The organism is Acidimicrobiales bacterium (assembly GCA_034521975.1).
GTDB lineage: Bacteria > Actinomycetota > Acidimicrobiia > Acidimicrobiales > SKKL01 > SKKL01.
Genome location: JAXHLR010000006.1, coordinates 261,461 through 273,894, shown reverse-complemented (window position 1 = coordinate 273,894; position 12,434 = coordinate 261,461). Strand labels below are relative to the sequence as shown.

Sequence of the window (12,434 nt, the reverse complement as noted above, 5' to 3'; positions counted from 1 at the left end):
CCGTGGTTGATGGTGGTGACACCACGCCGTGGCGGGATCTGCTGGCCGAGGCCACCGACCGCCTGACCGAGGCCGGGTTCGCGTCCCCCGGGGTCGACGCCCGACGCATCGTCGAGCGAGCAACCGGGACCAACGGTGCCGAGTACGCCCTCGTGCTCGACGCGCCCTCCACCGAGCGCGGCGTCGGCTTCTTCGATCTCATGCTCGAGCGGCGCCTGATCGGTGAGCCGTTGCAGTACGTGGTCGGCCAGTGGGGCTTCCGCACCCTCGATCTGTTCGTCGACCGGCGGGTCCTCATCCCCCGACCCGAGACCGAGGAGGTCGTCGAGCAGGCGCTGGCCGAGCTCGACCGGGTGACGGTGGCCGATCCGTCGCTGCGATCGGCTCCGGTGCTCGACCTGGGGACCGGCTCGGGGGCGATCGCCCTGTCCTTCGCCGCCGAGCGCGACCAGGTCGAGGTCTGGGCGGTCGAGCGGTCGGCCGGCGCAGCCGCGGTGGCCCGGGCCAACCTCGCCGGACTCGGAACGGCCGCGACCCGGGTCCGCATCGTCGAGGGCTCGTGGTTCGAACCGCTGCCGAGCGACCTCGAGGGCCGGTTCGGGGTCATCGTCGCCAACCCCCCGTACGTGGCCCCCCACGACCCGCTGCCGCCCGAGGTGGCCGACTGGGAACCGGTCGAGGCGCTGATCCCCGGACCGACCGGATTGGAGGCGATCGAGCACCTCGTCCCCGAGGCCCTCGGCTGGCTGGCGCCCGGTGCCAGCCTGGTGGTCGAGCTGGCCCCCGACCAGGCCGACCACGCCGTGGACCTGGCCCGCGAGAGCGGCTACGAGGGGGCCAGGGCGCGACCCGATCTGAGCGGACGGCTGCGGATGTTGGTGGCCCGTGCCCCGGGCTGATCTACAGTGCGGACAGCAGGCCCGAGTGGCCAGGAGTCGACCAGGGGGACGATCAACGATGTTCGGCAGGAAGAGCAAGGGTGACGCCGAGTGGCTCGCCGGTGTCGGCTTCTTCAGAGACTTCGACGCCGATGAGCTGACACGGGTCGCGGCACTGGCTCAGGAGGTCGATGCCGAGCGCAACGCCGAGCTCATGGAGCAGGGGCGGATGGGCGACGTCTGCTACGTCGTCGTCGAGGGCGACGCCGGCGTCTACATCAGTGGCGAGCACGTGGCCACGCTCCACGAGGGTTCGATGGTGGGCGAGATGGCTCTCGTGGGCCACGTTCCGCGCAACGCCACCGTGGTCGCCGAGACACCGATGGTGCTCGCCGCGTTCGACCGCGAGTCGTTCCACCGGCTGCTCGACGACATGCCCAAGGCCAAGGAGCGGGTGCTCGAGCTGCTCAACTCCCGCCTCAGGGGCTGAGAGAGCGCTGCTCAGGGCAGCCGCAGCCGACCGGAGTCCTCGACTGCCGCCTCGCGGCCGCACAGCTCTTCGGCGACTGCGTGGGCCATCAGCTCGGGGTCGTCGCTGGTGGCCCAGGCCCGGTGGCCGTCGGGGGTGAGGGCCGCGGCCATGAGCGTGGCCGGCTCGCCGTCGCGGGTGTGCATCACCGTGTAGGCCTCGATGGTCGCAGGCCCGTGATGGTCGGTGATCACGTCGCGGTGGGGTGCGAGGTCGACCTCGGCCTGGGGTGACTCGTGGCGGAACCCGCCAGCAGGCGGGGTGGTGGAGTAGAGCCCGAACGAGTGCTTGGAGATGAGCCCGCCGTTGGCGGTGCAGAGCCCGACCGACCCGGGGTCGTCGCGAAGCACCCCGACCATGGTGGCGATCGAGTGGGTGACGTAGTTGTTTTGCGGCCCACCCGCGAAGGTGAGCCCCCCTGTCACGCTGAGCTGGCGGTCGAGCGCGATTCCCAGCTCGCGCGCGCCGATCTGCACCGCCGAGGAGAAGCACGAGTACAGGTCGATGTGGGCCACGTCGTCGATGTCGAGGTCGGCCATCTCGAGCGCCCGCCGTCCGCCGATGCGAATGGCAGGCGACCGGTCCAGGTCCTGGCGCAGCGACATCGTTGGTTCGGAGGTGTCGGTGCCCGCCCACGGGAACACCCAACGCTCGCGTGGAACGCCGAGGGCCTCGGCCCGCCCGGCCGAGCACATGATCAGCGCCGCCGACTGGTCGACCCGGTCGTTCGAACACAGCCACTTCGTGTAGGGGTAGCCGACCCACCGGTTGTCCGCGGCGGGGGTGATGAGCCGCTCGGCCGAGAAGCGCTCGTGCACGGCGGCATGGGGGTTGGTGGCAGCCACATCGCTGAAGCGGGCCCACAACGACCCGATGTGGTGGAGGTGGTCGGCCGGGGAGCGCCCGGCGTTGGAGCGCACCGCCGTCTCGATGATCGGGTAGGCGTTCACCGGCATGGCCATGCCCCGTGCCAGCTCGGCGGGATGGCTCATCTCCATCTCCGCGCCGAGCACGGGCGCCGGTGCGGTCGACTCGTCCAGGGGTGCCCAGGGCGGGTTGGTGCCGTCGCGGCGGAACGCCTGGCGGGTGCGCCAGGCCTCGGCCCCGGCGATCACCACCACATCGTGGCGTCCGGCGGCGATGTCGAGCGCCGAGCGGTTCACCAGCATCTGCGGACTGTTGCCGCCCATCGGCGACACGGCGGTGGCCGCGCTCGGAGCGCCGACCCGTCCAGCGATGACCGCACCAGGGTCGGGGTAGCGCCAGGACAGGATCGCCACCACCCGCACCGCGTCGGCATGGGCGAGGATCTCTTCGCTGCCGGTGTCGCGCGCCGCTGTGCGCACCGCCAACTCGGCGAGGTCGATCGGTTCGATGGTGGGGTCGACCTCGCCTTCGGGCACATCGATCTGGCCCACACCGATGATGACCGGGGTGCGGGGGTCGAGCGAGTCTGGTCCTGTGGTCATGGTCGGCTCCTCCCGGCAGGGATGGTAAGGCGCACGGGGACCATCACTACAATCTCCCCATGCCCACCGTCGCCATCGGAAACGACCACGCCGGCTACCCGCTCAAGCGCCACCTGCTCGACACCCTCGCCGCGCTGGGCTGGGAGGTGAACGATCTCGGCAACCACGACGAGGACCCGGTCGACTACCCCGAGGTGTGCGCCAACGTGGGACGCGAGGTCGTAGCGGGGCGCGCGGACCGCGGCATCGTCATCGGTGGGAGCGGACAGGGTGAGCAGATCGCGGCGAACAAGGTTCGCGGGGTGCGGGCCGCGCTCTGCAACGACCTGTTCACCGCCCGGATGTCGCGCGAGCACAACGACGCCAACGTCTTGTCGCTTGGCGGGCGCATCGTGGGGTTCGGGTTGGCCGACGAGATCGTGAAGATCTGGCTGGACACCCCGTTCGAGGGCGGTCGCCATCAGCGGCGGGTCGACCAGATCACCGAGATCGAGCGGGAGGAGCTGCCCTCGTGACGTCGCGGTGAGCGGCTTCGGCGCGTACGGCGTCGTCCTCGCCGTCACGGTGGTCACCACCGGGGTGGTCACCGGTCTGTGGCGGCAGGTCGCACTGCGTCGCAATCTGTTGCACGCCCCCGACGAGCGCCGGGTCCATGCGGTCCCCACCGCCACCCTCGGAGGGGTCGGCATGTTGGCCGGGTTTCTCGCCGGGATCGGCACGGCGTGGGCGATGGGCTCGTTCGGCGACGTGTTCAGCGCCACCACCGAGCCGCTCGGGCTCGTCGTGGCCGTGCTGGTCATCCACGCGGTGGGTGCGGTCGACGAGGTCCGCAAGTCGATCGGTGGGCCGAGCTACCTCCACGACGGATTGTCGGCACCGGCCAAGATGGCGGGGATGGTGCTGGCGGCCAGCGTCCTCTCACTGGCCGGTGTCACCATCTTGCACTTCCGGGTGCCCTTCGGCGAGGCGCTCGGGGTCGGAGACCTGTTCGTGCTGTCGCCCGACCTCTCGGCGCTCCTGACCGTGGTGTGGGTGCTCGGCATGGCCAACGCCATCAACTTCATCGACGGGCTCGACGGGCTGGCAGCGGGCATCGTCGCCATCGCCGCCGTCGCGTTCTTCCTGTACTCGGACCTGCTGGTCGGCGAGGGGCTCATCACCAGCGCCAACATGGGTCCGCTGGTCGCGGTGATCGTCGCCGGGATGTGCATCGGGTTCCTGCCCTGGAACGTGCATCCGGCCAAGATCTTCATGGGCGACAACGGCGCGCTGATGCTCGGGTTGCTGATGGCAGCATCGACCATCTCGGTCGGTGGACGCTCCGACGATCCGTTCTCGGGCCAGGCCTTCTTCTTCTACGCGCCGCTGTTCATCCCACTGGTGATCCTCGGGGTGCCCATCCTCGACACCGCGGCGTCGATCATCAGACGGGCCGTTCGTTGGTCCGACCCCACCGCTGCCGACAAGGACCATCTCCACCACCGCCTCGTTCGCCTCGGGCACGGCCAGTGGCGGGCGGTGGCCATCCTGTGGACGTGGACCGCGCTGTTGTCGGGGTTCGTCCTCTATCCCGCCTACACGGGGCAGGGCAACGCCGAGGTGCCCTTCGCCGTCGGTGCGCTCGCGCTGGCGCTCTACACGTTGTTCCATCCCGGTGTGCGTCGAGCGCGGGCCGAAGCCACCGCGACAGGTGAATCCGGCGACATCGAGGAGTAAGGTTCCGGGTCCATCGAGTGGGCGAAACACCGTGCTCGGATTTGCACCCCCCGTGCCCGCTTCGTAGATTGCGCAATCGTTCACAAGCGCGCCGATCGGACGCGTCCTGCAGAGGACATGTGGTGACACACGAACAGCCGAGCCAACCCAACACCAACTATGGAGACGGTCTGTCGATCGCCTTCGAACTGGTCGCCACCCCCGCGGTGTTCGGCCTCGTGGGCGTCGGTCTCGACCGCTGGCTCGGCACCGCCCCGTTGTTCGTCCTCCTGCTCGCGGGCGCGGCCTTCGCCACCGTCGTCGGTCTCACCATCTGGCGCTACGGCATCGAGATGGAACGCCACGACCACCACCGTCGCAGCCTGCGCGCCGAGCGCGGCCCCCGTCCTCCGCGCTGGGAGCGGAGCCTCGATCCCGCCGACGCCGAGGTGAGCGCATGAGCACGATCACCGAACGCTACGACACCTCCTCACCCGAAGCCGATGTCGCCATCGACCTCGTCAAGCGGTCCGTGTGGCTCGCTCCGACCCTCGTCGCGGTCTCCGGGCTCATCTGGGGCCTCGACGGCGCGGCATCGGCCGGCGTCGGTGTCGCCCTCGTCGTGGTCAACTTCCTGGCGTCGGCGGCGATGCTCACCTGGGCCGGCCGGATCTCGGTGGCCTTCGTGCTCGGTGTCGCCATGTTCGGGTACCTGTTCCGCCTCGGACTCATCACCGTGGCGGTGCTGGCCATCAAAGACCTCGCCTGGGTCGAGCTCGTCCCCCTCGGGCTCACCCTGATCATCACCCACCTCGGCCTGTTGCTGTGGGAGACCAAGTACGTGTCGGCATCGCTGGCGTTCCCGGGCCTGAAGCCGGCCCCTGATCTCGAGACCTCCAAGGAGTGACCACGACCGTGTTGTTCGGAGTCGCGTTCCCGCCGATCAGTCACCTCTTCGAGTGGCCCGAGATCTTCTTCGAGGGCACCCCGCTGGCCATCAACAAGGTCGTGCTGATCAACCTCGGTGCGGTGCTGCTCATCCTCGGCTTCTTCCTCTACGCCGGGCGCAAGAAGGCGTTGGTGCCGACGGGGTCGCAGAACCTCGCCGAGTCGGTCGTCGACTTCGTCCGCAACGGCGTGGTCCTGCAGACGATGGGTCCGTCGGGTCTCGCCTGGACGCCGTTTCTCACCCTGACGTTCCTGTTCATCTTCTTGAACAACATCGCCAAGGTCATCCCACCGATCCTGATGCCCGCCACCGGTCGCATGGCCACCCCATTGCTGCTGGCGTTGCTGATCTGGGTGATCTTCAACTTCCAGGGCGTCAAGCACCAGGGCCTCGGCGGCTACCTCAAGAACTCGCTGTTCCCGCCGGGTCTGCCCAAGGCGCTCTACGTGCTGGTCACCCCCATCGAGTTCGTCTCGACCTTCCTCATCCGGCCCTTCAGCCACGCCGTGCGACTCTTCGCCAACATGATGGCCGGCCACATCCTGCTGGCCACCTTCGCGGTGCTGTCCGCCTCGCTGTGGGTCGGGCAGTGGTACGCCATCTTCCTCCCCTTCCCCTTCGCCATGCTCGTCGGGGTGTGGCTGTTCGAGGCCTTGGCCTCGTTCCTGCAGGCCTACATCTTCGTCGTGCTCGCCGGCGTCTACATCGGTGGCGCCATCCACCCCGAGCACTAGCCAACACCCCGGGGTCGTGCGGCTCCGGGTCCCGTTCTCACCTGCACCCCGGTGCAGGCCCGAGATCTCCGTATCAGGTAGCACCCCATCACCCAGGAGACCAACACCACCATGCTGTCCGTTCTCGCTCAAGCACTCGACATCAGCGGTGCCGACTACATCGCCGGCCAGGAAGCCCTGTACGCCGGTGTGGCCTACGGCCTGGCCGCCATCGGCCCCGGCATCGGCATCGGCTACCTCGTCGGCCAGGCCGTGCAGGCCATGGCCCGCCAGCCCGAAGCGGCCGGCATGGTCCGCACCACGATGTTCCTCGGCATCGCCTTCGCCGAGGCGCTCGCCCTCATCGGCTTCGTGGTCTTCATCCTTCTCAAGTTCGCCTAGAGCACAGGAGCACATCGTGCGAATCCGTACCGCCCTCGCGGGGGTGCTGGTCCTGATGCTTGCGAGCATCGGGTTCGCATCCCCCGCAAACGCCGCCGAGTCCATCGGCTCATGTGTCGCCGAGGTCGCCCTCGAGGCCGAAGAGCTCCGTGCCGACGGCATGAGCGAATCCGACATCGTGCACGAGCTCGAGGGCCAGGCCGAGGCCTGCGTCGAGGCACCCAACCCGGTGTTCCCCGAGCTCAACGAGCTGATCTGGATCTCGATCGCCTTCGCCATCTTGTTGGTGCTGGGCCTCAAGTTCGCCTACCCGGCCGTGGCCAAGTCGATGGAGGACCGCTCCGAGCGCATCCGCACCGACCTCGAGGCCGCCGAGAAGGCCAAGACCGACGCCCAGGCCGAGCAGGCCAGCTACCAGGCCTCGCTTGCCGACGCCAAGGGTGAGGCCAACCGGATCATCGAGGAGGCCCGTGCGGCCGCCGAGGCCTTGCGCTCCGAGCGCACCGCGGCAGCCGATGCCGAGGCGGCCGACATCCGGGCCAAGGCCCAGTCCGACGCCGAGTCGATCAAGGCCCAGGCCCTGGCCGACCTGCGCAGCGAGGTCACCGCCCTGGCCGTCGGGGCCGCTGAGCGGGTCGTCGGCAACAGCCTCGACGCCGAAGCCCAGCGAGGTCTCATCGACGAGTACATCAACCAGGTCGGGTCCAGGAACTGATGACCCGCTCCCGACCGACCCCCGACGGGAGGCAGTGATGGCCGGAGACCGGACCACCTCGGCCTACGCCGATGCCATCTTCACCGTGACCGTGATCGAGGGCAACACCCCGCGCGTCGAAGACGAGCTGTTCCGTGTGGCCCGCGCCCTCGAAGGCTCCGACGAGTTGCAGCGTGCCCTCGCCGACCCGCAGGTGCCGGCCGCCCGGCGCCAGCAGATCGTCGAAGATCTGCTCGGTGCGGCTGCCGACACCACCACGGTCGCCATCATCTCGCTGCTCGTCGGCGTCGGCCGGTCCAACGAGATCCCCGCCGTCATCGACGCCTTCGTCCAGCGCGCCGCCCACGAGAGCGGCCGCGAGGTGGCCATGGTGCGGGCGGCGGTCGAACTGACCGAGGACCAGCAGCAGCGACTGGCCGAGGCGCTCAGCTCCAACCTCGGTCGCGACGTCACCGTGAAGGTCATCGTCGACCCCAGCGTCCTGGGCGGGGTCGTCACCCAGATCGGAGACACCGTCATCGACGGCAGCATCCGTCACCGCCTCAACCAGCTTCGCGAAGCATTCTGAGCCCGAGCAGGAGATCTACGAGATCCTATGGCTGACTTGACCATCAACACCTCCGACATCGCCGCCGCACTGCGGTCCAACCTCGAAGGGTTCGCGCCGTCGCTCGAGTCCACCCAGGTGGGCCGGGTCATCGAGGTCGGCGACGGCATCGCCCGCGTGTCGGGCCTGCCCAACGCAGCGGTCAACGAGCTGCTGCAGTTCGAGAACGGCAGCTTGGGCCTGGCGCTCAACCTCGACGAGGACTCCATCGGTTCGGTGGTGCTCGGCGAGGTCGACGAGATCCAAGAGGGCCAGACCGTGCGCGCCACCGGCGACATCTTGTCGGTACCGGTCGGCGACGCGCTGCTCGGACGTGTCGTGAACGCCCTCGGGCAACCCATCGACGGCAAGGGTGCCCTCGCCGACCCCGAGACCCGCCGCATGGAGGTCCAGGCCCCCGGCATCATGGGCCGCCAGCCCGTGCACGAGCCGCTGCAGACCGGCATCAAGGCCATCGACGCCATGATCCCCATCGGTCGTGGCCAGCGAGAGCTCATCATCGGCGACCGCAAGACCGGCAAGACCTCGGTCGCGGTCGACACGATCCTGAACCAGAAGGGTCTCGGTGTGAAGTGCGTCTACGTGGCCATCGGCCAGAAGGCGTCCACCGTCGCCCAAACCGTCGCCACCCTGGACGAGCACGGGGCCATGGACTACACGGTGGTCGTCGTCGCGGCCGCCTCGGACCCTGCGCCGTTCAAGTACCTGGCCCCCTACGCCGGATGCGCCATGGGCCAGCACTGGATGGACCACGGCGACCACGCCCTCGCCATCTACGACGACCTGTCCAAGCAGGCCGAGGCCTACCGCCAGATGTCGCTGCTGCTGCGCCGCCCACCGGGCCGCGAGGCCTACCCCGGCGATGTGTTCTACCTGCACAGCCGGTTGCTCGAGCGGGCCGCGAAGCTCTCCGACGAGCTCGGTGCCGGGTCGCTCACCGCGCTGCCGATCATCGAGACCAAGGCCGGCGACATCGCCGCCTACATCCCCACCAACGTCATCTCCATCACCGACGGCCAGATCTTCCTCGAGGACGACCTGTTCAAGTCCGGTGTACGGCCTGCCATCAACGTCGGCCAGTCGGTGTCACGGGTGGGCGGCGCGGCCCAGATCAAGGCCATGAAGACCGCCGTCGGCACCATGAAGGGCGACCTCGCCCAGTTCCGCGAGCTCGAGGCGTTCGCCTCGTTGGGCTCCGAGCTCGACGCGGTGTCCCAGGCTCAGCTCGACCGTGGGTACCGCCTCACCGAGCTGCTCAAGCAGGGGCTCAACTCGCCCATGGCGGTCGAGGAGCAGGTCATCAGCATCTTCGCCGGCACCCGCGGCTATCTCGACCCGATCCCGCTCGACGATGTCCGGCGCTTCGAGTCCGAGCTGCTCGAGTGGTTCCGGTCCCGCCACGCCGATGTCGTCAGCGCCGTCCGTGACAACGGCGTCGTCCCCGACGAGGACGCCTTCGTCGCCGCCGTCGAAGCCTTCGTCGACCAGTTCCAGCCCTCGGTCCTCGATGTCGAGGAGCCCGAGGCCGAAGAGCAGGGCGAAGCCCGGACACGTCAGGCCGGTGGCCGTCGCGAAGGCATCCTGCCCGAAGAAGAGGTGTCGCGAGCCGATGGCGCAGGTGACTGATGGCAGGAGGTAAGGAGCGCGTCCTCCGGCGCCGGATCAACTCGGTCCAATCGACCAAGAAGATCACCCGCGCCATGGAGCTCATCGCCGCCACCCGGGTCGTCAAGGCCCAGGATCGGGCGAACCAGGCGCGTCCCTACGCCGAGCAGATCACCGGAGTCATCCAGGACCTCGCCGAGGGCGGTGCCGATGTCGACCACCCGCTGCTGCGCAAGGCCGAACAGGTCGAGAAGGTGGCGTTCGTGATCATCACCTCCGACCGCGGCCTGGCCGGGGCCTACAACACCGCCATCATCCGCGCCGCCGAGCGCGAGATCATGGCGCTGCGCTCCGACGGCGTCGACTACTCGCTGATCCTCATCGGCAAGAAGGCCGAGAGCTACTTCCGCTTCCGCGGCTACAAGATCGACGCCTCGTACCACGGCATGAGCGACACGCCCCACTTCGAGGACGCCCGACGGGTGGCCGACACCGTGTCGGACCTGTTCATCTCCGAAGCGGTGAACCAGGTCGAGCTGGTGTACACCCGGTTCCTGTCGATGGCGTCTCAGCAGGTCGCCGTGCGGCGCTTCCTGCCCCTGCGGACCCGCGAGCGTGAGTCCGGAGGCGAAGCGCTGGCCGGGTTCGACTTCGAACCGTCGCCCGAGGGCGTGCTCGAGGCCCTGCTGCCCCGCTATGTCGAAGCCCGGCTCTTCGCCGCGCTGCTCGACGCGGCCGCCTCCGAGCACGCCGCCCGTCAGCGGGCCATGAAGGCGGCGACCGACAACGCCGAAGAGCTCATCACCAAGCTCACCCGCGAGATGAACCGCGCCCGCCAGGACGCCATCACCACCGAGATCATGGAGATCGTCGGCGGCGCCGAAGCGCTTCGCGCCGACAAGGGCGACCCCGACGATCTGCTCCTCGACCACCTGTTCCCCTCCGAACTGCTGCCCGATCACCTCATCGAGCACTCCACCCGACGTTGAACCGCCCAGGAGACACCCCATGACCGTCACCGACACCCCCGGCACCGCGCTCAAGGAAGGCCGCATCGTCGGCATCGCCGGCCCGGTGGTCGATGCCGAGTTCCCGGCCGACGCGCTGCCCGAGATCAACACCGCGCTGTCGATGACCATCACCGTCGATGGCCAGGACATCGAGGTCCGCGCCGAGGTCGCCCAGCAGATCGGCCACAACCGTGTGCGTGCGATCTGTCTCAAGCCGACCGACGGCCTCACCCGTGGCACACCGGTGCGCAACACCGGCCAGGGCATCACCGTGCCCGTCGGCGACAAGGTGCTCGGCCACGTGTTCAACGTCATCGGCGAGCCCCTCGACACCGACGACATCGGCGAGGTCGACGAGCGCTGGGAGATCCACCGCCCTGCACCGGACTTCGACAGCCTCGAGCCGCAGGCCCAGATGTTCGAGACCGGCATCAAGGTCATCGACCTGCTCGCCCCCTACGCGCAGGGTGGCAAGATCGGCCTCTTCGGCGGTGCCGGTGTCGGCAAGACCGTGCTCATCCAGGAGATGATCCGCCGGGTCGCCCAGGAGCACGGCGGTGTGTCGGTGTTCGCCGGCGTCGGCGAACGCACCCGTGAAGGCACCGACCTCTTGCTCGAGATGGGCGAGTCGGGAGTGCTCGAGAAGGCGGCGCTGGTGTTCGGCCAGATGGACGAGCCGCCGGGTGTCCGCCTGCGGGTCGCCCTGTCGGCGCTGACCATGGCCGAGTACTTCCGCGACGTCCAGCAACAGGACGTGCTGCTGTTCGTCGACAACATCTTCCGGTTCGTTCAGGCCGGCATGGAGGTGTCGACCCTGCTGGGCCGCATGCCCTCGGCGGTGGGCTACCAGCCGACCCTCGCCGACGAGATGGGCCAGCTCCAGGAGCGGATCACCTCCACCCGGGGCCGCTCGATCACCTCGCTGCAGGCGGTGTACGTCCCCGCCGACGACTACACCGACCCGGCGCCGTTCACCTCCTTCACCCACTTCGACGGCACCACCGAGCTCTCCCGCGACATCGCGGCTCTGGGCATCTACCCGGCGGTCGACCCGCTGTCGTCGACCTCGACGATCCTCTCTCCCGAGGTCGTGGGCCAACGCCACTACGACGTTGCCCGCAGGGTGCAGGAGGTGCTGCAGCGCTACAAGGAGCTGCAGGACATCATCGCCATCCTGGGTCTCGACGAGCTCTCCGAGGAGGACAAGATCACCGTGGCCAGGGCCCGCAAGGTCCAGCGCTTCTTGTCCCAGCCCATGTACGTCGCCGAGACCTTCACCGGTCTGCCCGGTGTGACCACTCCGGTCGCCGAGACCGTCGAGTCGTTCGAGCTGCTGGTCAACGGCGACCTCGACGACCTGCCCGAGCAGGCGTTCCTCAACGTCGGCGGCGCCGACGACGCTCGGGCCCGGGCGGCCCAGCTCGCCGGGAGCTGATCATGCTCCAGGTCGAGCTCGTCTCCCCGGAGAAGATCCTCCTCTCGGGCGAAGCCGAGATGGTCATCGCCCGCACCACCGGTGGCGACATCGCCTTTCAACCCGGGCACATCCCCTTCATCGGCACGCTCGCCATCCACCCGGTGCGCATCGTGTTCCCCGGCGGCAAGGAAGAGTCCGTGGCGGTGCACGAGGGCTTCGTCGAGTGCGCCTATGACCGGATCACGATCCTCTCCGACGCCGCCGAGATGGCCGGCGAGATCGACGTGGCCCGCGCCAGGTCAGCCGAGGAGCGGGTCGAGGCCAACCGCGAGCACCTCGACGATGTCACCGCCGAAGCGGCGCTGCGTCGGGCCCGTGTTCGCCTGCAGGTCGCCGGCGGGCTCTCGGCTTAGGACTCGCGCGGATAGGTGGCCATCCACCGGTC

The 12,434-nt window shown here is 68.9% G+C and carries 15 protein-coding genes; 14 read left to right on the top strand and 1 reads right to left on the bottom strand.

The window, feature by feature from the left end:
• The first annotated feature begins 2 nt into the window (after nucleotides 1–2).
• Both prmC and U5K29_10720 read left to right on the top strand, forming a co-directional pair.
• Complete coding sequence (gene prmC, locus U5K29_10725; GenBank protein MDZ7679014.1) at nucleotides 3–899, top strand: peptide chain release factor N(5)-glutamine methyltransferase; 897 nt, start codon at nucleotides 3–5, stop codon at nucleotides 897–899.
• A gap of 58 nt (nucleotides 900–957) precedes the next feature.
• Nucleotides 958–1,368 carry a cyclic nucleotide-binding domain-containing protein gene (locus tag U5K29_10720; GenBank protein MDZ7679013.1) on the top strand — a complete coding sequence of 137 codons (411 nt, stop codon included), beginning with the start codon at nucleotides 958–960 and terminating at the stop codon, nucleotides 1,366–1,368.
• Nucleotides 1,369–1,379: 11 nt separating this feature from the next.
• Here the strand turns inward: U5K29_10720 and U5K29_10715 are convergent, their stop codons facing one another.
• Nucleotides 1,380–2,876, bottom strand: coding sequence for an acetyl-CoA acetyltransferase (locus U5K29_10715; protein MDZ7679012.1), 1,497 nt, complete (start codon nucleotides 2,874–2,876; stop codon nucleotides 1,380–1,382).
• A 59-nt stretch (nucleotides 2,877–2,935) separates the two neighbouring features.
• On the opposite strand from U5K29_10715, the gene rpiB reads away from it, so the two are divergent.
• The 12 genes from rpiB to atpC all read left to right on the top strand — a co-directional run bounded on the left by rpiB (nucleotide 2,936) and on the right by atpC (nucleotide 12,402).
• The gene (rpiB, locus tag U5K29_10710) at nucleotides 2,936–3,391 is read left to right on the top strand and encodes a ribose 5-phosphate isomerase B (protein ID MDZ7679011.1); all 456 of its coding nucleotides are present in this window, start codon (nucleotides 2,936–2,938) and stop codon (nucleotides 3,389–3,391) included.
• Between the two features lie 7 nt (nucleotides 3,392–3,398).
• Nucleotides 3,399–4,592 carry an MraY family glycosyltransferase gene (locus tag U5K29_10705; protein ID MDZ7679010.1) on the top strand — a complete coding sequence of 398 codons (1,194 nt, stop codon included), beginning with the start codon at nucleotides 3,399–3,401 and terminating at the stop codon, nucleotides 4,590–4,592.
• A 122-nt stretch (nucleotides 4,593–4,714) separates the two neighbouring features.
• On the top strand, nucleotides 4,715–5,032 hold the full coding sequence (locus tag U5K29_10700; GenBank protein ID MDZ7679009.1) for an AtpZ/AtpI family protein: 318 nt from the start codon (nucleotides 4,715–4,717) through the stop codon (nucleotides 5,030–5,032).
• On the top strand, nucleotides 5,029–5,478 hold the full coding sequence (locus U5K29_10695) for an ATP synthase subunit I (protein ID MDZ7679008.1): 450 nt from the start codon (nucleotides 5,029–5,031) through the stop codon (nucleotides 5,476–5,478). Before U5K29_10700 ends, U5K29_10695 begins: the two co-directional genes overlap by 4 nt.
• Before the next feature lie 8 nt (nucleotides 5,479–5,486).
• Nucleotides 5,487–6,254: a F0F1 ATP synthase subunit A gene (gene atpB / locus U5K29_10690; protein MDZ7679007.1), complete on the top strand. Its 768-nt coding sequence runs from the start codon at nucleotides 5,487–5,489 to the stop codon at nucleotides 6,252–6,254.
• Between the two features lie 111 nt (nucleotides 6,255–6,365).
• Entirely contained in the window at nucleotides 6,366–6,635 is a 270-nt protein-coding gene (gene atpE / locus U5K29_10685; protein MDZ7679006.1) for an ATP synthase F0 subunit C, read from the top strand.
• A gap of 16 nt (nucleotides 6,636–6,651) precedes the next feature.
• Complete coding sequence (gene atpF, locus U5K29_10680; protein MDZ7679005.1) at nucleotides 6,652–7,350, top strand: F0F1 ATP synthase subunit B; 699 nt, start codon at nucleotides 6,652–6,654, stop codon at nucleotides 7,348–7,350.
• Between the two features lie 37 nt (nucleotides 7,351–7,387).
• Nucleotides 7,388–7,918, top strand: a complete 531-nt coding sequence (atpH, locus tag U5K29_10675; protein ID MDZ7679004.1) for an ATP synthase F1 subunit delta — start codon at nucleotides 7,388–7,390, stop codon at nucleotides 7,916–7,918.
• 27 nt (nucleotides 7,919–7,945) lie between these two features.
• Nucleotides 7,946–9,583, top strand: a complete 1,638-nt coding sequence (atpA, locus tag U5K29_10670; protein MDZ7679003.1) for a F0F1 ATP synthase subunit alpha — start codon at nucleotides 7,946–7,948, stop codon at nucleotides 9,581–9,583.
• Entirely contained in the window at nucleotides 9,583–10,551 is a 969-nt protein-coding gene (locus U5K29_10665) for a F0F1 ATP synthase subunit gamma (GenBank protein ID MDZ7679002.1), read from the top strand. The genes atpA and U5K29_10665 overlap by 1 nt, the downstream gene beginning before the upstream one ends.
• A 19-nt stretch (nucleotides 10,552–10,570) precedes the next feature.
• Nucleotides 10,571–12,007 (top strand): F0F1 ATP synthase subunit beta, encoded by a 1,437-nt coding sequence (atpD, locus tag U5K29_10660; protein ID MDZ7679001.1) that lies wholly within the window; start codon nucleotides 10,571–10,573, stop codon nucleotides 12,005–12,007.
• A gap of 2 nt (nucleotides 12,008–12,009) precedes the next feature.
• Nucleotides 12,010–12,402: an ATP synthase F1 subunit epsilon gene (atpC, locus tag U5K29_10655; protein ID MDZ7679000.1), complete on the top strand. Its 393-nt coding sequence runs from the start codon at nucleotides 12,010–12,012 to the stop codon at nucleotides 12,400–12,402.
• The last annotated feature ends 32 nt before the right edge of the window (nucleotides 12,403–12,434 follow it).

Bases quoted from the DNA above. Each gene is read 5' to 3' on its own strand.
- atpC (MDZ7679000.1), top strand. From the start codon at position 12,010: ATGCTCCAGGTCGAGCTCGTCTCCCCGGAGAAGATCCTCCTCTCGGGC.
- U5K29_10665 (MDZ7679002.1), top strand. From the start codon at position 9,583: ATGGCAGGAGGTAAGGAGCGCGTCCTCCGGCGCCGGATCAACTCGGTC.
- U5K29_10720 (MDZ7679013.1), top strand. From the start codon at position 958: ATGTTCGGCAGGAAGAGCAAGGGTGACGCCGAGTGGCTCGCCGGTGTC.
- U5K29_10715 (MDZ7679012.1), bottom strand. From the start codon at position 2,876: ATGACCACAGGACCAGACTCGCTCGACCCCCGCACCCCGGTCATCATC.
- atpA (MDZ7679003.1), top strand. From the start codon at position 7,946: ATGGCTGACTTGACCATCAACACCTCCGACATCGCCGCCGCACTGCGG.
- U5K29_10695 (MDZ7679008.1), top strand. From the start codon at position 5,029: ATGAGCACGATCACCGAACGCTACGACACCTCCTCACCCGAAGCCGAT.
- atpE (MDZ7679006.1), top strand. From the start codon at position 6,366: ATGCTGTCCGTTCTCGCTCAAGCACTCGACATCAGCGGTGCCGACTAC.
- atpD (MDZ7679001.1), top strand. From the start codon at position 10,571: ATGACCGTCACCGACACCCCCGGCACCGCGCTCAAGGAAGGCCGCATC.
- atpH (MDZ7679004.1), top strand. From the start codon at position 7,388: ATGGCCGGAGACCGGACCACCTCGGCCTACGCCGATGCCATCTTCACC.
- rpiB (MDZ7679011.1), top strand. From the start codon at position 2,936: ATGCCCACCGTCGCCATCGGAAACGACCACGCCGGCTACCCGCTCAAG.